Here is a 19,211-nt window from a genome sequence, read left to right on the forward strand (position 1 = left end):
CCGCGGTTGCTGCGGCGCCCGGTGATTGTAATTAAGATGACCGGTGTTATCTCTCAAGCCAAGGTGTGTGACCGTGACCGAGACCAATCCGCTGCTCCAGCCCTATGACCTGCCGCCCTTCTCAGCGATTCTTCCAGAGCACGTGCAGCCGGCGATCGAGCGTATTCTCGCGGACAACCGTGCTGCGGTCAGTGCGTTGCTCGAGCAACAAGGTAGCCACCCCACCTGGGAAGGCCTGGTGCTGGCCATGGATGAACTCAATGACCGCCTCGGGGCCGCCTGGAGCCCAGTGAGCCATCTCAATGCCGTGTGCAACAGCCCTGAGTTGCGCCAGGCTTACGAGGCCTGCCTGCCGGCCCTGAGTGCCTACTCGACCGAAATGGGCCAGAACCCCAAGCTGTTCAAGGCGTTTGAAGCCCTGGCCAGCGGCCCCGCGAGTGAAGGTTTTGACGTGGCTCAGAAGACTATTCTGGAACACTCGCTGCGTGATTTTCGCCTGTCTGGCATCGACTTGCCACCTGAGCAGCAGCAGCGCTATGCCGAGGTGCAAAGCAAACTCTCGGAGCTTGGCAGTACGTTCTCCAACCAATTGCTGGATGCCACCCAGGCCTGGACCAAACACGTCACTGACGAAGCGGTATTGGCCGGCCTTACGGACTCGGCCAAGGCACAGATGGCCGCTGCGGCTCAAGCCAAAGGGCTTGAAGGCTGGCTGATTACCCTGGAGTTCCCCAGCTACTATGCCGTGATGACGTATGCCGAACATCGTGGGCTGCGTGAAGAGGTCTACACCGCCTACTGCACCCGTGCATCCGATCAAGGCCCGAATGCTGGGCAGAATGACAATGGCCCGGTGATGGAAGCTATCCTTACGCTGCGCCAGGAACTGGCTCACCTGCTGGGCTTCGCCAATTATGCCGAACTGAGCCTGGCCACCAAGATGGCTGAGTCCAGCGACCAAGTGCTGGGGTTCCTTCGCGACCTGGCCCAGCGCAGCAAGCCCTTCGCCGAAAAGGATCTGCAGCAGCTCAAGGCTTATGCTGCCGAGCAAGGGTGCCCGGACCTGCAAAGCTGGGACAGTGGCTATTACGGTGAAAAGCTGCGAGAGCAACGTTACAGCGTGTCCCAGGAAACGCTGCGAGCCTATTTCCCCATCGACAAGGTGCTCAGTGGCTTGTTTGCCATTGTGCAACGCCTCTACGGGATCGAAATCCGCGAACTCAAGGGCTTCGATGCCTGGCACCCAGACGTGCGCCTGTTCGAGATCACGGAGAACGGCCAGCACGTGGGCCGGTTCTTCTTTGACCTTTATGCCCGGGCCAACAAGCGTGGTGGCGCCTGGATGGACGGCGCGAAGGATCGCCGCCGTACGGCCGAAGGCAGCCTTCAAAGCCCTGTGGCTAACCTGGTGTGCAATTTCACGCCTGCGGATGCAGGCAAGCCCGCTTTGCTTACCCATGATGAAGTCACCACCCTCTTCCACGAATTCGGCCATGGGCTGCATCACCTGCTGACCCGAATCGAGCATGCTGGTGTATCAGGCATCAACGGTGTGGCGTGGGACGCAGTGGAGCTGCCCAGCCAGTTCATGGAAAACTGGTGCTGGGAGCCGGAAGGCCTGGCGCTGATGTCTGGTCATTACCAGACCGGCGAGCCTCTGCCGCAAGACTTGCTGGAAAAAATGCTGGCGGCGAAGAATTTCCAGTCGGGACTCATGATGGTGCGCCAGTTGGAGTTCTCGTTGTTCGACTTCGAACTGCATGCCACCCATGGTGATGGCCGTACTGCGTTGCAGGTGCTTGAAGGTATTCGGGACCAAGTCTCGGTAATGCGCCCACCGGCGTACAACCGCTTCCCTAACAGCTTTGCGCATATCTTCGCAGGAGGCTATGCCGCCGGTTACTACAGCTATAAATGGGCAGAGGTGCTATCAGCTGATGCATTTTCTCGCTTCGAAGAAGACGGGGTACTGAACCCAGAGACCGGCCGTGCCTTCCGCGAGGCCATTCTGGCCCGAGGTGGGTCACAGGCGCCGTTGGTGCTGTTCGTGGACTTCCGCGGGCGTGAGCCTTCCATTGACGCTTTGTTGCGACACAGCGGCTTGACGGAAAACGAAGCTGCGTGAGGGAGGCATTGTGAGCATAACCATGAAGCGCTTTATTGCCGGGGCTGTGTGCCCGGCATGCAGCGAAATGGACACCCTCAAGATGTGGAACGAAGACGACGTTCCACACCGCGAGTGTGTAGCCTGTGGCTACTCGGATACGTTGAATGCCCAGGGGCAGTCCATTCCACGGGAGCTGGGCACCCGGGTGAACAAGGCCGAGCCGAAACCGGCTCAGCCGAAGGTGCAGACCGTGCAGTTCTTTCCGAACCCCAAGCTTAAAAAACCATAGGTGACTGTTCGCAGGCTTGGCCTGCTCTTGCAAAGGCGCATGGCCTTTGAGCTGAAGAACACACGCCTTGACCTTCAACCCGCATGAAATCGCTCCATGCTGTTGCTCAAATGCAGCAGCATGGCGGCGCGGGCAGCGTCGGCGTCCTGTCGGCGGATGGCTTGGTAAATCGCCTCATGCTCAGCCTGGGCAACCTTGCCCAATTCACTGAAGTCTTCCCCACCCCGCTCCTGAGCATTGAGCTGTGTTCGTGGAATAAGTGCAGCCCCCAAATGCATCAGCATGTCTGGAAAGCAGTTGTTGCCTGTGGCCTGGGCAATCAGCACATGGAACCGGCGGTCTGCGTCCACGCAGCTGTCGTTGTTAGCCAATAGCCGGCCATAGTCATCCAGTGCTTCGCGCATCTGGGCCAACTGGCTGTCGCTTCGCCGCCGCGCCGCCAAGGCTGCCGCCTGGGTTTCCAACCCCATGCGCAATTCCAGAACGCTTCGTACGTTGGTCAGGGTATCCACGTTCAGGCGAAGGCCTGCCTGTGGCTGACGCTCCAGTACAAAGGTGCCGACCCCATGGCGTGTTTCTACAAGCCCGGCGGCCTGGAGCTTTGACAGGGCCTCGCGCACTACGGTGCGGCTGACCCCGTGCTCGCCAACAATGGCTGTTTCCGAAGGCAGTTTCTGACCTGTAGCAAAGTCGCCACGCAGGATGCGCTGGGTCAGTTCATTGACCAGGTCATGGGCCAGGTTGGGCGTGCGGCGCTTTGCAGGCGGGATGGTTTCCAAGAGGGCGTGGCTCATGTCTGGGCAATGTCGCTCATCTTAGCACTCACCCTCCAAGGCGGTATCTTGTATGACAACGGACTGATGTGGCCGCGAAAGCGACCGGGCTTATCTGATGGTTTTCCTTTATTTGTTGGCTTTGGCGTTGTTTGGCCAGCTTGTCAGTTGTATGATCTCATTCAGCGAGTCGCCTGCTTTTCTCGGCGACGCTGCGCTCGTTCAGGCGCGCCGCGCCTTTACCCCGCATAAAAATAACAGTGGGAGTGTTGAATGTGAGCAATCCAGGTCTGACTGCCGGCGCCGGCGAGATAGACACGGTGCTGGCCCGTGCCGTGAAAAAAGTAAAGAACCGCGTACTGCCGTTGTTCGTCATCATGTTTATCGTCAATTACATTGACCGGGTAAACATCGGCTTCGTCCGCACCCACCTTGAGCATGACCTTGGCATTGGTGCAGCGGCCTATGGGCTGGGTGCAGGGTTGTTCTTCATCGGTTACGCACTGTTTGAAGTGCCCTCCAACATGTTGTTGCAACGGGTCGGTGCCCGTGTGTGGCTTACCCGCATCATGTTCACCTGGGGCATCGTGGCTACGATGATGGCGTTCATCCAGAACGAAACCCACTTCTACATATTGCGGTTCTTGCTGGGCATTGCTGAAGCAGGTTTCTTCCCCGGCGTTATCTATTACTTCACTCGCTGGCTACCAGGCGTAGAGCGCGGCAAGGCGATCGCAATTTTCCTCTCTGGTTCGGCATTGGCTTCGCTGATTTCAGGCCCCCTCTCCGGCGCATTGCTGGGCATTGAGGGTATGAACCTGCATGGCTGGCAGTGGATGTTCCTGATCGAAGGCCTGGCCTCAGTGTGCCTGTGTTTTGTGGTGTGGTTCTGGCTGGACTCCCGCCCTCACGATGCCAAATGGCTGGCACCCGAGGAGCAAGATGCGCTCGTGAGTGCCATTGAGCAGGAACAGCGCGACCGTGAAGCACAGACCACCACCAAGCCTACGTTGGGAAAACTGCTCAAGGACGGCCAGATCCTGCTGTTCTGCGTGCTGTACTTCTGTATTCAGCTCACCATCTATGCCGCAACGTTCTGGCTGCCCAGCATCATCAAGAAAATGGGTACCCTGACAGACTTCCAAGTGGGGCTGTTCAACTCCATCCCTTGGCTGATTTCGATCATTGCCATGTATGCCTTTGCGGCAGCCTCAGGTAAATGGAAATTCCAGCAGGCTTGGGTCGCCTGCGCGCTGTTGATTGCCGCCTTGGGTATGTTTCTGTCCACCACGGGCGGGCCTGTGTTCGCCTTCGTGGCCGTGTGCTTCGCGGCCATTGGCTTTAAGTCTGCATCTTCACTGTTCTGGCCCATTCCCCAGGCGTACCTGGACGCGCGTATTGCCGCCGGTGTCATTGCCTTGATCAACTCCCTGGGTAACCTGGGTGGCTTCTTTGCCCCAGCAACCTTCGGCTTTCTGGAGCAGCAGACCGGTTCTATTGTCGGTGGCCTGTATGGCCTGGCCGGTACCTCGGTGCTGGCAGCGATCCTTGTGTTTTTCGTAAAGGTACGCCCTGGCAGCCAAGCCCCTGCGCCTACCCCTATTGCCGGCCCTGCACTGGGCAAACACCACTGAACAAAGGACATAACCATGAATGACAGTGCCTACGTGGCCGGCCAGGCCCCAACCGTAACTGACCTGCAAGTTGTTCCTGTGGCAGGGCATGACAGCATGCTACTGAACCTCAGCGGCGCCCATGGCCCGTTCTTCACCCGTAACATCGTGATTTTGAAGGACAGCGCTGGCCACATTGGGGTTGGCGAAGTCCCTGGTGGTGAACGTATTCGGGAAACCTTGGAAGATGCCCGCAGCCTGGTGGTCGGCCAGCCCATCGGCCATTACCAGCAGGTGCTCAACCGCATGCGCGAAACCTTTGCTGCTCGTGACAGCGCTGGCCGCGGCCTGCAAACCTTCGACCTGCGCATCACCATCCATGCCGTAACGGCTATCGAAGCGGCTTTGCTCGACCTGTTGGGCCAATTCCTGGACGTACCGGTAGCGGCATTGCTAGGTGAAGGGCAGCAGCGAGACGCTGTGAAAATGCTGGGCTACCTCTTCTATATTGGCGACCGCCGCCAGACCACTCTGAATTATCGTGGCGAGGCCGACGGTGATGACTGGTTCCGCCTGCGCAATGAACAGGCGCTCACGTCTGAGGCAGTGGTGCGGTTGGCTGAAGCGGCAAAGGCCCGCTACGGTTTCAACGATTTCAAGCTCAAAGGCGGCGTACTGCGCGGTGAAGAGGAAATCGAAGCCGTTACCGCGCTGGCTGAGCGTTTTCCGGATGCGCGTATCACGCTGGACCCTAACGGCGCCTGGTCACTCAAAGAAGCCATTGGGCTATGCCGCGATCAGCACGCTGTGCTGGCCTATGCCGAGGACCCCTGTGGGGCCGAGGATGGCTATTCGGGGCGCGAAGTGATGGCCGAGTTCCGCCGCGCTACCGGTTTGCCTACCGCTACCAACATGATCGCTACCGACTGGCGCCAGATGGGCCATGCCATACAGTCTCAGGCCGTGGACATTCCATTGGCCGACCCTCACTTCTGGACATTGCAGGGTTCTGTACGGGTCGCGCAGATGTGCAATGACTGGGGGTTAACCTGGGGGTCGCATTCCAACAATCACTTCGACATCTCATTGGCGATGTTCACCCAAGTGGCGGCCGCTGCTCCAGGCACTATCACTGCGATCGACACGCACTGGATCTGGCAGGATGGCCAGCGACTGACACGTGAGCCCCTGCAAATCAAAGAAGGCTATGTGCAGGTACCGAAGAAGCCTGGGCTGGGTGTCGAGATCGACATGGATGCCGTGGCGCAGGCGCATGAGTTGTACAAGGGCATGGGGTTGGGCGCGCGGGATGACGCTGTGGCTATGCAGTTCTTGATTCCGAACTGGCATTTCGATAACAAGCGGCCGTGCCTGGTGCGCTAATCGATAAAGGGCCGGCAGAAAGCGGCAAGCGCGCTTATACTGTTTGTATATACAGTATTGAGGTCTTGCATGTCTACCCGAGTGCCCCAGCGTGGTCGTGGCACGGCCAGCAACCCTGTCAATCGCTTCCACGGTCACCATTCGGTGGCCGAGGATGACGGCTGGTATCAGGATGTACCTGCCAGCGTAAATACTGAAGTGCGTATCGAGCTGGCCAAAAGCATCATCGCCCGCAACACCTCGCCAGATATTCCTTTTGACCGCTCCATCAACCCCTACCGAGGTTGCGAGCACGGCTGCATCTATTGTTTCGCCCGCCCTACTCACGCGTACTGGGACCTGTCACCTGGGTTGGATTTTGAAACCCGCCTGATTGCCAAGACCAACGCTGCCGAGCGCCTTGAAGAAACCTTGAGCAAGCCTGGGTACCGCTGTGCGCCTATCGCACTGGGTGCTAACACGGATCCCTATCAACCCATCGAGCAGCAGTACCGGATTACTCGGCAGTTGCTTGACACCTTGCTGCGGTACCGCCACCCGGTAACCATCACTACCAAAGGGGCGTTGGTGCTGCGCGACCTGGACGTGCTGCAGGAACTGGCCAGCCACCGATTGGTACGGGTGATGGTCAGCCTTACAACCTTGGATGACGAACTCAAGCGTGCACTAGAACCTCGTGCAGCCTCAGGTAGCGCCCGCCTCCGGGCCATTCGTGTACTGGCCGAGGCCGGTGTTCCGGTGGGCGTGATTTGTGCACCTATTATCCCGATGATCAACGACCGGGAACTGGAAGCAATGATCCAGGCCGCTGCAAAAGCCGGCGCCAGCTCCGCTCATTACGTTCTTTTGCGCTTGCCGCTGGAGGTTGCACCGCTATTCGAGGAATGGCTGAGTGTGCATTATCCGCAACGCGCTGCGCACGTTTTGAGCCTGATTCGGCAAAGCCGCGGCGGCCAACTGTACAACTCGGCGTTTGGTGAACGCATGAAGGGCGAAGGCGTGTTTGCGCAGTTGATTGCCAGGCGCTTTGCCGCTGCCATCAAGCAGGCTGGACTTACCCTCCGGGAACAAGGCAGGTTGGACTGTTCACAGTTTTGCCCGCCAGGGCGTCAAATGACATTGCTATGACACTTGCAGCACCCTTCAAGGGGTTAAATCATATTGCCACTATTTCGGTATAAGCAACACGCATTTCGTTTCAGCTTTACTTAAGAAAAGGTGACTACTTTAGGATTTGTCTTATCCAGTCACAGTTTCTGTAATACGTACTTTTAAGCTTTCAGTGTAGGATTTTTCTCCCGACCTTGTGGGACCTTTCCTACCACCAAGAGGATGCACTATGGACTCTAAGGATCAACCCCTGCCAGACCCTTCTACGCTGGGTGAAAGCGCAGACCAGGCGCTGCAGCGTATTGTCGATGGTTTCCGGCACTTTCAACAGGAAGTGTTCCCGGAACAGGAAGCCTTGTTCAAGAAACTGGCCACCGCCCAGAAACCTCGTGCGATGTTTATCACCTGCGCCGATTCTCGCATCGTGCCTGAGCTGATTACTCACAGTTCCCCAGGTGACCTGTTTGTAACCCGCAACGTAGGTAACGTGGTGCCGCCCTATGGGCAGATGAACGGTGGTGTGTCTACGGCGCTTGAGTACGCCGTAATGGCATTGGGTGTGCAGCATGTAATCATCTGTGGGCACTCCGACTGCGGTGCCATGCGTGCAGTGCTCAACCCCGATACGCTTGAGAATATGCCTACTGTAAAGGCCTGGTTGCGCCATGCTGAAGTGGCCAAGACGGTGGTGCATGAGAACTGCAGTTGCACGACCGAAGCCGAAACCATGGCGGTGCTGACCGAAGAAAACGTCATTGCGCAACTGCAACACCTGCGTACCCACCCTTCCGTCGCCGCACGGATTGCCAGTGGCCAGTTGTTCATTCATGGCTGGGTGTACGACATCGAAACGAGCGGGATCAAAGCATACGACGCCGCCCAAGGCCGGTTCATGCCACTGGATGGTCCTCAGCCCACGCCAAACGCAACGCCCAAGGGCCGTTACTGAGCTGGCTCAGCATTCGAAGGCCAAGCGAGCTACGTAACCCGTAGTTCCAGCTGTTTCCGTTTTAATAAAAATAATCAATAAACGGGTGTTATTTGCGTGCCAGGAAAACAGGCAGCTTCAAGCGGCCTGTCGAAGGTGCGCGAACGGCCTGTTGCTACGGTTCGGCCATGGCCTGAAGTGACTTCAGGAGAACGACATGGATATCTCGCAAATCAAGGCCGCAATTCCTCGTGAGCTAATGGCGTCGGTGGTGGTGTTCCTGGTGGCATTGCCACTGTGCATGGGCATTGCTATCGCATCAGGGGTTCCCCCCGCCAAAGGTTTGGTGACCGGTATCATTGGCGGCCTGGTAGTGGGGTTCCTTGCCGGTTCTCCCTTGCAGGTCAGTGGCCCAGCTGCAGGCCTGGCCGTGTTGGTCTTCGAACTGGTTCGCCAACATGGCCTGGCCATGCTGGGCCCGATTCTCTTGTTGGCAGGTGCACTGCAACTGATCGCTGGGCGGTTCAAACTGGGTTGCTGGTTCCGGGTAACAGCACCTGCAGTGGTGTACGGCATGCTTGCAGGCATCGGTGTGCTCATTGTGCTTTCTCAAGTGCATGTAATGCTCGATCAGGCCCCGCAGCCTTCGGGCATGAGCAACCTGCTTGGCTTCCCAGGCGCGGTCAGTGAAGCATTGCCCGTGATGGGCGGTGGGCTGGGGTGGCAGGCTGGGGCATTGGGCCTGTTGACCATTGCGATCATGTGGGGTTGGGAAAAGCTCCGCCCGGCACGCTTGCGTTTTGTGCCAGGCGCACTGCTGGGTGTGGCTACGGCCACGGTGGTGAGTGTGGCTTTAGCCCTACAGGTCAAGCGTGTGGTAGTGCCCGCCAACCTTACAGATGCCATCGACCTGATTAAACCGGCAGACCTGATGGCCATGGCCGACCCTGCGCTGCTGATCGCCGCCGTGGCGCTCGCATTTATCGCCAGTGCAGAAACGCTATTGTCGGCAGCAGCGGTAGACCGCATGCACAATGGTGTGCGTTCAGATTTCGACCGTGAGCTGTCTGCCCAGGGTGTTGGCAACATGTTATGCGGCCTGTTAGGCGCGTTGCCGATGACCGGCGTGATTGTGCGTAGCTCGGCCAACGTGCAGGCAGGCGCCCAGACCCGGGCATCGGCCATTCTTCATGGCGTGTGGTTGCTGGCATTCGTAGTGTTGCTCTCCAGCGTACTGCAGCAGATCCCTGTGGCGAGCCTTGCCGGGGTATTGGTGTACACCGGCTTCAAACTTGTGGATCGAAAGGCCTTCAAGGGGTTGAGCCGTTACGGGCGCATGCCCATGTTGACCTATGCCGCCACAGCCTTGGCCATTGTATTCACTGATCTTTTGACAGGTGTACTGCTAGGGTTTGCATTGACGCTGGTAATGCTTGCACTCAAGGCAGCACGGCTGAAAATTGCAGTGGTCCCTACTGGCGAGCGCCAGGTAGAGCTGAGGCTGGTTGGTGCGGCAACCTTCCTGAAAGTGCCAGCACTCACCAAGGCATTGGATACCATCGAACCTGGGACCGAAGTCAATGTACCACTGGGCGGGCTGAGCTACATCGATCACTCCTGCCTGGAGTTGCTTGAAGACTGGGGGCGCGCCAATGCCGCCAATGGCTCCCGATTGATTATCGAAAGCCGTGGGTTGAAGCGTCGGGTAGAAGGGCGGTTGCGAACCTCTACCGAATTGAGCGCACCGGCCTGAGGCCGCTCAAGGCATGTTGATTTCGATGCCCAATTGACGGGACAGGCAAGGCCAGCGTTTCCAGGCTGCGCCTGTTTCCGGGCTCGTAAGGCGGTCTTTATAGGCCTGAACAGCTTCGTGTTCGAAAGCTTCTTCATTGAGCATTTGGTCTACGGAGTGGTGCACCACTTCGTCCAGCTCGTTGGCGAAGGGCTCGCCGATCAGGTTATGAGCAATCAGGTTAGCCACCGTCGTATCCAGCGGGATCAAAGGTTGGGCAAAGTGGCGGATATATAGGTCGTTCACCTCCTCTACCAACCGATGGGCCAGGTAGGCTTCGTCCAGCAGGCTATCCAAGCCTTCATGCCCGACCAGTATCTTGGGTGGCCGGATGAAATATTCCAATGCGATATTCAGTACCGGCTGGACCTGTGCATCGATTCCAGCCTCAACCGCAACGTTGGCTGCCGCATCGATAAGGTCAGGTACTTGATCCAGATAGGCTTTGACGAAGCGATACAGCGTGGCTTCAGACTCATAGGTAGAGTCGCTTAAGGTAATCGAAGGGTGCAGGTCAGCACGCCGCCCCTTTAGAAGCCGGGCCAAATGGCCTGTCTGTGCCTCATGGGCATGGGCCCGTTCAATCAGCTCGCGTAATGCGGCGGTATTCATGGTTTCTCCAGCAAGTGCGCTACGCAAAGCCCCTACGATAGTTGCCGCTATGTCAGGGGTCAGATGAAATTCTCATAACCGCTCCCTGGTTATTTCGTCGGGTTACGTTAAAGCAGTGGTACGTCGTATTGCCTTGGCAGTCCTTGCCGGGAACGGTCAGATCCCCTTACCGTATCCGCCTGTTTGAAAGAGCCCGAGTCATGACCCGAACTGAGATAACCGTTGCCGTGTTGATCATCGTTGCTGCCTTGGGCGCAGGGTGGATGATCGAAAAAGTAGTGAGTGGTCGCGACCTGGACAACAACGCCAACCTGATGCAAGCCGGAATTATCCTGTTGCAGCAAGGCCGCCCGATGCCCGCACTGCGCATGACCGACGAACAGGGCCTGCCAGTGGTGGTGAACGAACTCAAGGGCACGTGGAGCCTGTTGTTCTTCGGTTATACCTTCTGCCCAGACATCTGCCCTACGACCTTGGCCCAGCTGCGTGAAATAAAGCGCGCCTTGCCAGCCAAGAGTGCGGAGCGGTTACAGGTGTACTTGGTGAGTGTAGACCCCAATCGCGATACGCCAGCCCAACTGAAGGATTACCTCAGCTACTTTGACAAAAGCTTCAAAGGCCTTACCGCGCCCGAAGGCATACTGGCCCAGTTCTCTACGGCTACCAGCATGCCCTACTTACCGGCTGATACCCGCCAGCCCAATTACACCGTGCAGCACGGCGGCAACCTGGCGATCATTGGGCCAGACGGGCAGCTGCGGGGGTTTATCCGCGCGCCCTTCGATACCCGCGTGCTGCTTAAGGCGCTACCCGACATGCTTGAGGGTAGCTGAACCGGCTTAAAATGCTGGCAGCACCGCACCCTTGTACTTTTCCAGAATGAATTGCTTGAGCTCAGGGCTATGCAACGCCGCTGCAAGTTTCTGCATGGCAGGCGTGTCCTTGTTATCGGGGCGCGATACCAGAATGTTCACGTAAGGCGAGTCGTTGCCTTCTATCACCAGGGCATCGTGGGCCGGGTCCAGTTTGGCGTCTAGGGCATAGTTGGTATTGATCAGCGCCAGGTCTACCTGGGTCAGTACACGCGGCAAGGTGGCTGCTTCCAATGCACGGATTTTGAGGTCCTTAGGGTTTTCGATGATGTCTTTCGGGGTCGCGAGGATATCCCGAGGGTTTTGCAGTTTGATCAGGCCCGCTGCCTGCAGTAATAGCAACGCACGGCCGCCGTTGGTGGCATCGTTGGGAATCACCACATTAGCGCCACCTGGCAGTTCGTCCAGTTTCTTGTACTTGTTTGAATACGCCCCCAACGGCTCCAGGTGTACGCCGGTCACGGCCACCAGGTTGGTGCCCTTACCATTGTTGAACTCGTTCAGGTACGGCTGGTGCTGGAAGAAGTTGGCATCCAGGCGCCCTTCCGCTACTTGAACGTTGGGCTGTATGTAGTCGGTGAACACTTTAATGTCCAGGTCCACACCCTCTGCCGCCAAGGCAGGCTTCACGAACTCGAGAATCTCGGCGTGGGGCACAGCGGTAGCGGCCACGGTAAGGGTGTCATTGGCCTGAGCGGCCAGGCTGAATACGGCAGCAAAGGCGACCAACAGTTTTTTCATGATGCAACTCCTGTGCGCGACCAAGGTTACGGCGCGCTACTACTCATTTACGGGAATAATGAACCACCAGGCGATCGCCAATGGTTTGCAGCACCTGTACCAGCACGATCAACAGCAGCACGGTGACAACCATCACGTTGGTCTGGAAGCGCTGGTAACCGAAACGGATGGCCAGGTCACCCAGCCCGCCAGCACCCACCAGCCCGGCCATCGCGGTATAGGACACCAGCGTGATGGCAGTGACGGTAATCGCGGCAAAAATGCCAGGCCGGGCTTCCGGCAACAGGGCGTTGAGAATGATCTGCCATGTGGTGGCGCCCATGGACTGGGTAGCCTCGATGATGCCGCGGTCCACCTCTCGCAGCGCGGTTTCCACCAGCCGGGCAAAAAAGGGCGTGGCGCCGATGACCAGCGGCGGGATCGCCCCAGCGATGCCCAGTGACGTGCCGGTAATCAGGATGGTCAGCGGGATCATCACAATCAAAAGGATAATGAACGGCAAGGACCGCAACACGTTTACGACCAGCGATAGCAAGGCATAGACCTTGCGCTGTTCGAACAGCTGACGGGGGCTGCACAGGAACAGCAACACGCCCAGGGGCAACCCCAACAGTACCGTGAACAGCAGAGAACCGCCCAGCATGAGCAGTGTGTCGACGGTAGCCAGCCAGATATCGGCCCAATCGATGTTAGCGAAGAATTCCATCAGCGCAGCACCTCCATATGAACGTCTGCCTGGGTGAAGCGAGCGAAGGCTGCGTCCATGTCACCTCCGGTAATCGCCAGAGTAAGCTGGCCGTAGGGCGCATCTTTGATACGGTCGATGCGGCCGGCCAGGATGCTGTAGTCCACGCCTGTTTCACGGGCGACGGTGCCTAGCAGCGGCGCGTAGGTGGCATCGCCCTGGAAAGTCAGGCGCACGATGCGCCCTGGAACATGTGCAAAATCGTCGCGCTGTTCGCTTTCATCGACCTGCTCGTCTTCCTGCACAAACCGTTTGGTAGTGGGGTGCGTTGGGTGCAGGAACACCTGGGCCACAGGCCCCTGCTCTACGATACGGCCAGCATCCATGACGGCCACCTGGTCGCATACGCGGCGTATTACATCCATTTCGTGAGTGATCAGCACAATGGTGAGGTTCAGCTCACGGTTGATCTCGGCCAGCAGGCGCAGTACCGACGCCGTGGTTTGAGGGTCCAGGGCGCTGGTAGCCTCGTCACATAGCAGTATCTTGGGTTCGGTCGACAAAGCACGGGCAATGCCGACACGCTGCTTCTGCCCGCCAGATAGCTGGGCCGGGTATTTGCGCGCGTGTTCGCTCAAGCCCACCCGAGCCAGCAGGCTCGCGACTCGCTTATCGATATCGGCCTCCGACAGCTGGCCGGCCAGGCGTAACGGCAACGCAACATTGTCTGCGACAGTCTTGGACGCCAGCAGGTTGAAGTGCTGGAAGATCATGCTCACTTGTTGGCGAAGTTGCCGAAGGCGGTCGGGTCGGTACGCTGTCACGTCCTCGCCATCAATGAAAATGGTCCCGCCACTGGGCTGTTCCAGGCGATTTATCAGCCGTAGCAATGTGCTTTTGCCGGCGCCGGAATGGCCGATAAGGCCAAATACCTGGCCGGAAGGAATCACCAGCCGGGTGGCATGAAGGGCGGGAATGTCCCTGCCTGCTACCCGGTAGGTCTTGTGGACGTCTTGAAACTCGATCACGGGTCACCTGCGTGCCACGCACCAACGGTGCGCATGGGGGCGGTTGGCCAAAACCGCGTATTTTAGCCTGAGCATGGCGCCGGCTTCAGTATTTCTTTCGTAACCATTTGCCGCAGTGATGGACTGCATTTCAACGGAACGGTCACGCGCGCGCCGAGTCACTAACCAACGAGCCACCGTGACCACGAGTGTTGCGTGCCCTGAACGGGCCGCTGCCTGCTAGGAGAAAAGCCAACATGGCAAACGAAACGAAAATGCCAAGCGAGATGGCAGGAACCGATACCCCAGACCGCGCCAATACCAACGAAAAACTTGAAGCGCTGGAAACCTTCCGCTCCGATGCCACAGGCCAGGCGCTACGCACCAACCACGGTGTGAAAATCAGCGACAACCAGAATACGCTGCGCGTGGGCGCGCGTGGCCCCTCGCTGCTTGAAGACTTCATCATGCGCGAGAAGATCACTCACTTCGACCATGAGCGCATTCCAGAGCGCATTGTGCATGCGCGGGGCACGGCAGCCCACGGCTACTTCGAAACCTACGAAGACCATGGGGCGCTGTCCAAAGCCGGCTTCCTGCGCAACCCAGAGAAAAAGACGCCTGTATTCGTACGTTTTTCTACCGTACAAGGCCCTCGCGGTTCGGGCGACACCGTGCGCGATGTGCGCGGTTTCGCGGTGAAGTTCTACACCGACGAAGGTAACTTCGACTTGGTGGGCAACAACATGCCCGTGTTCTTCATCCAGGACGCTTTCAAGTTCCCAGACTTCGTACACGCCGTGAAGCCTGAGCCACACAACGAAATCCCAACAGGTGGCTCTGCACACGACACCTTCTGGGACTTCGTATCCCTCGTGCCTGAGTCCGCGCACATGGTGGTCTGGGCAATGTCCGACCGGGCCATTCCGAAAAGCCTGCGCACCATGGAAGGCTTTGGTATCCACACCTTCCGCCTGATCAATACCGAAGGCAAAGCCGTCTTCGTCAAGTTCCACTGGAAGCCTGCCCAAGGCGTGTGCTCCCTGGTGTGGGACGAGGCCCAGAAGCTGGCAGGCAAGGACACTGACTACCACCGTCGGGACCTGTGGGAAGCTATCGAAATGGGCGACTACCCAGAATGGGAACTGGGCGTTCAGATCGTGCCGGAAGAAGACGAACACAAGTTTGACTTCGACCTGCTGGACCCGACCAAGATCATCCCGGAAGAACTGGTCCCTGTTACCCCGCTAGGCAAAATGGTGCTCAACCGCAACCCGGACAACTACTTTGCTGAAACCGAGCAGGTTGCGTTCTGCCCGGGCCACATCGTGCCTGGCATCGATTTCACCAACGATCCTTTGCTGCAGGGCCGTCTGTTCTCCTACACCGATACTCAGATCAGCCGCCTGGGCGGGCCGAACTTCCATGAGATCCCGATCAACCGCCCCGTGGCCCCTAACCATAACGGCCAGCGTGACGGCATTCATCGCATGACCATCGACCGTGGTCGTGCTTCCTACGAGCCTAACTCCATTGACGGCGGCTGGCCGAAGGAAACCCCGGCAGCTGCGGAAAATGGCGGGTTCGAGACCTACCAGGAGCGCGTGGAAGGCCATAAGGTTCGCGAGCGCAGCGAGTCGTTCGGCGACCACTTCTCCCAGGCACGGTTGTTCTTCCAGAGCATGAGCGAGCCTGAGAAAGAGCACATCATTGCCGCTTACAGCTTTGAGTTGGGCAAGGTAGAGCGTGAGTTCATTCGCGCCCGTCAAGTCAACGAGATCCTGGCCAACATCGACCTCACGCTGGCCAAGCGCGTTGCTGAAAACCTGGGCTTGCCCGCGCCGACAGCAGGTACTGTGGACGTGAAGGAGCAGACCCTCAAGGACTCTCCAGCACTGAGCCAAATGAACCTGCTGGTAGACAACATCAAAGGCCGCAAGGTCGCGGTGCTGGTAGCCGATGGGGTGGATGAAAAAGCGGTGGAGTCGGTGAAAGCTGCTCTGAAAGCTGAAGGTGCTCATGCCAAGGTGCTGGGGCCAACCTCTGCACCCGTCAAGACCGCCGGTGGTGCCACACTGCCTGTGGACGCGTCCATGGAAGGCTTGCCATCCATCGCCTTTGACGCGGTCTGGATTCCGGGTACTGACAAGTCAGTCAAGGCCATGAGCACCAATGGTGTGGCTTTGCACTATGTGCTGGAAGCTTACAAACACTTGAAAGCCATTGGTGTATCCGACCAGGCCAAGGCCTTGATCGAGCAGTTGAAGCTGGAAGAGGATGCTGGCCTGCTGATCGGTGATGGCAAGGTGGCGGATTTCATCACTGCCATCAAGCAACACCGCGTATGGGCTCGTGAGCCTAAGGCAAAGGCGATACCTGCCTGATGCTGGTTAACCAGTAGCCTGTAGAAAGGGACCTTCGGGTCCCTTTTCTATGGGCAAACGTTAACGTAGCGGCTGGCTCAGCGCTTGGCTGGGCTGAGGATAACCGTGGCGGGCTGGCGTTTTTCGAGGCGGTGGCTGAGCTTCCACTGCAAGCCTGGTGCGCGCTGGGCGACACGCTTGCGGAGCAAGGTTTCGAGCCATGGAATGTCGGCTTCCCGTGGGGCCTGCACAACAACATCGCATTGGAAGTTCACGATATCAGTTGTGAGGTCGTCCAGTTGTGCCCATAACTGCCGCTGGTTTCGCGTAGCCAGGACAATGGGCGTATTTGCCGCATCAGGGTCGACTACCCGAGCAACAGGCTTGGCTTCTGCTGCCCGCAATGCCGCTTCGGCCTTTTCCAGCTCAGCCTTGCGTGCCTGTGCAATAGCGCCATTTACCCCGCCGGTCAGCGCCGGTGCCTGGGGCATCAATGAGCGCGCCCGTGCCAGCGCGGTGGCAGCAGCGTTCACGTCGCCTTTCTGCAACATGAGCTGGCTGCGCTTAAGGTAGGCTTCGGCCAGTTGCCGCTGAAGGTTCTCCAACTGAGGATCATTGGGTGCCTGTGCTTGCATGGCCGCAAGCTGAGCTTCGGCGGTCACCAGTTCGTTGCGGGTGATACTCTGCTGGAGCATGCCCGCCACGCTAGGCGGCGGCGGTTGAACGGGTGCGCTCTGGCATCCGGCAAGCACCAGCGAAAACGTTGCAATCAGCAGACAACGACACGTAAAGGGCTGCATTGCGCCACTCTCTTTATGGGCAAAATCGAGCAAGTTTACACGCCCGATGCCTGCCGGAAAAAGCCCTACGTGTACGCGCGTCTCATGTGCGCCTTGGCAGGGCATAACTGCACAGGAACAAAGCGCCTGCACACACTACGATCGAAGGCCCTGCCGGGGTGTCCTTGAACCAGGACATTGCCAGGCCCGCACCCACAGCTATGATGCCAAGTAGGCTTGCACCCAGGGCCATCTGCTCGGGTGAGCGAGCATGGCGCTGTGCTGCAGCTGCCGGGATGATCAGCAGCGATGTAATAAGTAGCACCCCTACGATCTTCATGGCCACGGCAATTACGATAGCGATCAACAGCATCAATGCAAGCCGCAGCGGCGCCACCGGCAACCCTTCCACCTTTGCCAGTTCTTCGTGAACCGTGATGGCGATCAAAGGGCGCCACAGCACGGCCAGCAGCCCAAGTACCAACGCGCTGCCGCCCAGAATCCAGTAAAGGTCTGTAGCGCTCATGGCCAGCAGGTCGCCGAACAGGTAACCCATCAGGTCAATGCGTACGTCACGCATGAAACTCAGTGCTACCAGGCCCAGTGAAAGCGTAGTAGGTGCCAGGATGCCCAGCAGGGTGTCCGAAGCGAGGGGCTGGCGCTGTTGCAACGTTACTAGCACAAGGGCCAGCAGCAGGCAGCCTACCGTGACGGCCAGTGCCGGGCTCACATCCAGTGCAAGGCCCAGCGCTACCCCTAGCAGGGCTGCGTGAGACAGGGTGTCACCAAAGTAGGCCATGCGCCGCCAGACCACGAAGGAACCTAGGGGGCCCGCGACCACGGCAAGCGCCAGGCCAGCAGCCAGGGCATAGATCAGAAAGTCATCCATGGTTGCAATGAGTCCCATGTTGGTGGGCCTGCCCCTCGACCACTTCCCCATGAAGCGTGTGGGCATGGTCATGATGGTGGTGGTAGATAGCAAGGCCTGGGGCATGCTCGCCAAACAATTCGATGAAGGCCGGGTCACCACTGACTTGTTCAGGATGGCCTGAGCAACAGACATGGTGATTCAGGCAGACCACCTGATCAGTAGTGCTCATGACCAGGTGCAGGTCGTGGGACACCATCAGCACGCCGCACCCGTAACGGTCCCGCAGCCGGGTGATAAGCCCATACAGTTCGGACTGCCCAGCCACGTCCACACCTTGAACCGGCTCGTCCAGCACGAGCAGTTGCGGTTCGCGCAGCAACGCACGGGCCAACAGCACCCGCTGCATCTCGCCGCCAGAGATGGTTTGCACTGGCTTGTGGATCACCTGCGCAGCGCCGACTTCCTCAAGCGCAGCTTCTGCCTTGCTGCGACTTACGCCAGGTAGCAGGCGTAGAAAACGCAGGACTGACAGCGGCAATGTGGGTTCTACGACCAGTTTTTGCGGCATATAGCCGATACGCAGCCGGGGCTGGCGCCATACCGCACCGCTGGTGGGCTGCAATAACCCCAGCACGGCGCGCACCAGCGTGGTCTTGCCAGCCCCGTTGGGGCCAATCAGCGTTACGATTTCCCTAGGCCGCACCTGCAAATCGATACGCTCAAGCGTGGATTGGCCAGCGAAGGTGACGGATACCTGTTCCAGGCGGATAAGCGGGCTTGTCATCAGGCGGCCTTGCAGCTCGCGCACAGCCCAACAACCTCGACGGTCTGAGTTTCCACCGAGAAGCCTATGCCTGCGGCCCCTTGGTCGATCGCTTCGCTGATACCTGGGTTTTCCAGCTCCACGGCCACGTGGCAGGTACGGCAGATCAGGAACTGGCCCTGATGGCTATGCTCGGGATGGATACAGCCAATGAACGCGTTGAGCGAGGCAATCCGATGCACCAGGCCGTTATCGAGTAGGAAGTCCAGTGCTCGATACACAGTAGGCGGGGCAGCCTTGCGGCCATCCTGTTCGCTCAGTACACCCAGGATGTCATAAGCACCCAATGGCCTGTGGCTTTGCCACACCAGTTCCAGCACCCGGCGCCGCAAAGCGGTCAGGCGCAGGCCTTTCTGTTCGCACAACACGTCCGCCTCTGCCAAGGCAGAATGGACACAGTGAGAATGGTCATGGGGGCGGTTGGCTAAAGGTGTAATAAACATGAGCAGGGCACATCTGGTGG

18 protein-coding genes are annotated in these 19,211 nt (G+C 58.4%); 9 read left to right on the top strand and 9 right to left on the bottom strand.

The window, feature by feature from the left end; translation table 11 throughout:
- The first annotated feature begins 73 nt into the window (after positions 1–73).
- Positions 74–2,125, top strand: coding sequence for an oligopeptidase A (gene prlC / locus HBH25_RS19180; protein WP_168085543.1), 2,052 nt, complete (start codon positions 74–76; stop codon positions 2,123–2,125).
- Between the two features lie 22 nt (positions 2,126–2,147).
- Positions 2,148–2,396: a YheV family putative zinc ribbon protein gene (locus HBH25_RS19185; protein ID WP_168085586.1), complete on the top strand. Its 249-nt coding sequence runs from the start codon at positions 2,148–2,150 to the stop codon at positions 2,394–2,396.
- 74 nt (positions 2,397–2,470) lie between these two features.
- Here HBH25_RS19185 and HBH25_RS19190 read toward each other — a convergent pair whose 3' ends face one another.
- Positions 2,471–3,190 carry a FadR/GntR family transcriptional regulator gene (locus HBH25_RS19190; protein WP_168085544.1) on the bottom strand — a complete coding sequence of 240 codons (720 nt, stop codon included), beginning with the start codon at positions 3,188–3,190 and terminating at the stop codon, positions 2,471–2,473.
- Between the two features lie 254 nt (positions 3,191–3,444).
- Between HBH25_RS19190 and HBH25_RS19195 the strand changes: the two genes are divergently transcribed.
- The 5 genes from HBH25_RS19195 (at position 3,445) to HBH25_RS19215 (ending at position 9,956) form a co-directional block, all read left to right on the top strand.
- Positions 3,445–4,803 carry an MFS transporter gene (locus HBH25_RS19195; RefSeq protein ID WP_195755893.1) on the top strand — a complete coding sequence of 453 codons (1,359 nt, stop codon included), beginning with the start codon at positions 3,445–3,447 and terminating at the stop codon, positions 4,801–4,803.
- A gap of 15 nt (positions 4,804–4,818) precedes the next feature.
- A complete protein-coding gene (gene gudD, locus HBH25_RS19200) occupies positions 4,819–6,165 on the top strand; it encodes a glucarate dehydratase (RefSeq protein WP_168085545.1) in 1,347 nt (448 codons plus the stop codon).
- Positions 6,166–6,234: 69 nt separating this feature from the next.
- Positions 6,235–7,293: a PA0069 family radical SAM protein gene (locus tag HBH25_RS19205; RefSeq protein WP_168085546.1), complete on the top strand. Its 1,059-nt coding sequence runs from the start codon at positions 6,235–6,237 to the stop codon at positions 7,291–7,293.
- A 211-nt stretch (positions 7,294–7,504) separates the two neighbouring features.
- A complete protein-coding gene (locus tag HBH25_RS19210; RefSeq protein WP_168085547.1) occupies positions 7,505–8,224 on the top strand; it encodes a carbonic anhydrase in 720 nt (239 codons plus the stop codon).
- 196 nt (positions 8,225–8,420) lie between these two features.
- On the top strand, positions 8,421–9,956 hold the full coding sequence (locus HBH25_RS19215) for a SulP family inorganic anion transporter (protein ID WP_168085548.1): 1,536 nt from the start codon (positions 8,421–8,423) through the stop codon (positions 9,954–9,956).
- Between the two features lie 6 nt (positions 9,957–9,962).
- On the opposite strand, the gene HBH25_RS19220 is transcribed toward HBH25_RS19215, so the two are convergent.
- Positions 9,963–10,607 (bottom strand): hypothetical protein, encoded by a 645-nt coding sequence (locus HBH25_RS19220; RefSeq protein WP_168085549.1) that lies wholly within the window; start codon positions 10,605–10,607, stop codon positions 9,963–9,965.
- Positions 10,608–10,807: 200 nt separating this feature from the next.
- Between HBH25_RS19220 and HBH25_RS19225 the strand changes: the two genes are divergently transcribed.
- Entirely contained in the window at positions 10,808–11,440 is a 633-nt protein-coding gene (locus HBH25_RS19225) for an SCO family protein (protein ID WP_168085550.1), read from the top strand.
- Between the two features lie 6 nt (positions 11,441–11,446).
- On the opposite strand, the gene HBH25_RS19230 is transcribed toward HBH25_RS19225, so the two are convergent.
- Genes HBH25_RS19230 through HBH25_RS19240 form a run of 3 tightly spaced genes read right to left on the bottom strand, consistent with a single transcriptional unit; the run spans position 11,447 to position 13,933 of the window.
- Positions 11,447–12,220, bottom strand: coding sequence for a MetQ/NlpA family ABC transporter substrate-binding protein (locus tag HBH25_RS19230; protein ID WP_168085551.1), 774 nt, complete (start codon positions 12,218–12,220; stop codon positions 11,447–11,449).
- A 43-nt stretch (positions 12,221–12,263) separates the two neighbouring features.
- Entirely contained in the window at positions 12,264–12,926 is a 663-nt protein-coding gene (locus HBH25_RS19235; protein WP_168085552.1) for a methionine ABC transporter permease, read from the bottom strand.
- Positions 12,926–13,933, bottom strand: coding sequence for a methionine ABC transporter ATP-binding protein (locus HBH25_RS19240; protein ID WP_168085553.1), 1,008 nt, complete (start codon positions 13,931–13,933; stop codon positions 12,926–12,928). Before HBH25_RS19240 ends, HBH25_RS19235 begins: the two co-directional genes overlap by 1 nt.
- A gap of 236 nt (positions 13,934–14,169) precedes the next feature.
- On the opposite strand from HBH25_RS19240, the gene katE reads away from it, so the two are divergent.
- Positions 14,170–16,296 (top strand): catalase HPII, encoded by a 2,127-nt coding sequence (katE, locus tag HBH25_RS19245; protein WP_168085554.1) that lies wholly within the window; start codon positions 14,170–14,172, stop codon positions 16,294–16,296.
- Positions 16,297–16,373: 77 nt separating this feature from the next.
- Here katE and HBH25_RS19250 read toward each other — a convergent pair whose 3' ends face one another.
- The 4 genes from HBH25_RS19250 to HBH25_RS19265 all read right to left on the bottom strand — a co-directional run bounded on the left by HBH25_RS19250 (position 16,374) and on the right by HBH25_RS19265 (position 19,191).
- Positions 16,374–17,075 (bottom strand): PA5502 family lipoprotein, encoded by a 702-nt coding sequence (locus HBH25_RS19250; protein ID WP_168085555.1) that lies wholly within the window; start codon positions 17,073–17,075, stop codon positions 16,374–16,376.
- Positions 17,076–17,157: 82 nt separating this feature from the next.
- Positions 17,158–17,943, bottom strand: a complete 786-nt coding sequence (gene znuB / locus HBH25_RS19255; RefSeq protein WP_168085588.1) for a zinc ABC transporter permease subunit ZnuB — start codon at positions 17,941–17,943, stop codon at positions 17,158–17,160.
- Positions 17,936–18,709, bottom strand: a complete 774-nt coding sequence (gene znuC, locus HBH25_RS19260; protein WP_168085556.1) for a zinc ABC transporter ATP-binding protein ZnuC — start codon at positions 18,707–18,709, stop codon at positions 17,936–17,938. The genes znuB and znuC overlap by 8 nt, the downstream gene beginning before the upstream one ends.
- Positions 18,709–19,191 (bottom strand): Fur family transcriptional regulator, encoded by a 483-nt coding sequence (locus HBH25_RS19265; RefSeq protein WP_168085557.1) that lies wholly within the window; start codon positions 19,189–19,191, stop codon positions 18,709–18,711. The genes znuC and HBH25_RS19265 overlap by 1 nt, the downstream gene beginning before the upstream one ends.
- Positions 19,192–19,211: the final 20 nt, after the last annotated feature.

This window comes from Pseudomonas quercus, assembly GCF_012033695.1.
Lineage (GTDB): Bacteria > Pseudomonadota > Gammaproteobacteria > Pseudomonadales > Pseudomonadaceae > Aquipseudomonas > Aquipseudomonas quercus.

Coding starts and splice junctions, on each gene's coding strand:
- HBH25_RS19185 (WP_168085586.1), top strand. CDS start 2,148: ATGAAGCGCTTTATTGCCGGGGCTGTGTGCCCGGCATGCAGCGAAATG.
- HBH25_RS19190 (WP_168085544.1), bottom strand. CDS start 3,190: ATGAGCCACGCCCTCTTGGAAACCATCCCGCCTGCAAAGCGCCGCACG.
- gudD (WP_168085545.1), top strand. CDS start 4,819: ATGAATGACAGTGCCTACGTGGCCGGCCAGGCCCCAACCGTAACTGAC.
- HBH25_RS19205 (WP_168085546.1), top strand. CDS start 6,235: ATGTCTACCCGAGTGCCCCAGCGTGGTCGTGGCACGGCCAGCAACCCT.
- HBH25_RS19210 (WP_168085547.1), top strand. CDS start 7,505: ATGGACTCTAAGGATCAACCCCTGCCAGACCCTTCTACGCTGGGTGAA.
- HBH25_RS19215 (WP_168085548.1), top strand. CDS start 8,421: ATGGATATCTCGCAAATCAAGGCCGCAATTCCTCGTGAGCTAATGGCG.
- HBH25_RS19220 (WP_168085549.1), bottom strand. CDS start 10,607: ATGAATACCGCCGCATTACGCGAGCTGATTGAACGGGCCCATGCCCAT.
- HBH25_RS19225 (WP_168085550.1), top strand. CDS start 10,808: ATGACCCGAACTGAGATAACCGTTGCCGTGTTGATCATCGTTGCTGCC.
- HBH25_RS19230 (WP_168085551.1), bottom strand. CDS start 12,220: ATGAAAAAACTGTTGGTCGCCTTTGCTGCCGTATTCAGCCTGGCCGCT.
- HBH25_RS19235 (WP_168085552.1), bottom strand. CDS start 12,926: ATGGAATTCTTCGCTAACATCGATTGGGCCGATATCTGGCTGGCTACC.
- katE (WP_168085554.1), top strand. CDS start 14,170: ATGGCAAACGAAACGAAAATGCCAAGCGAGATGGCAGGAACCGATACC.
- HBH25_RS19250 (WP_168085555.1), bottom strand. CDS start 17,075: ATGCAGCCCTTTACGTGTCGTTGTCTGCTGATTGCAACGTTTTCGCTG.
- znuB (WP_168085588.1), bottom strand. CDS start 17,943: ATGGATGACTTTCTGATCTATGCCCTGGCTGCTGGCCTGGCGCTTGCC.
- znuC (WP_168085556.1), bottom strand. CDS start 18,709: ATGACAAGCCCGCTTATCCGCCTGGAACAGGTATCCGTCACCTTCGCT.
- HBH25_RS19265 (WP_168085557.1), bottom strand. CDS start 19,191: ATGTTTATTACACCTTTAGCCAACCGCCCCCATGACCATTCTCACTGT.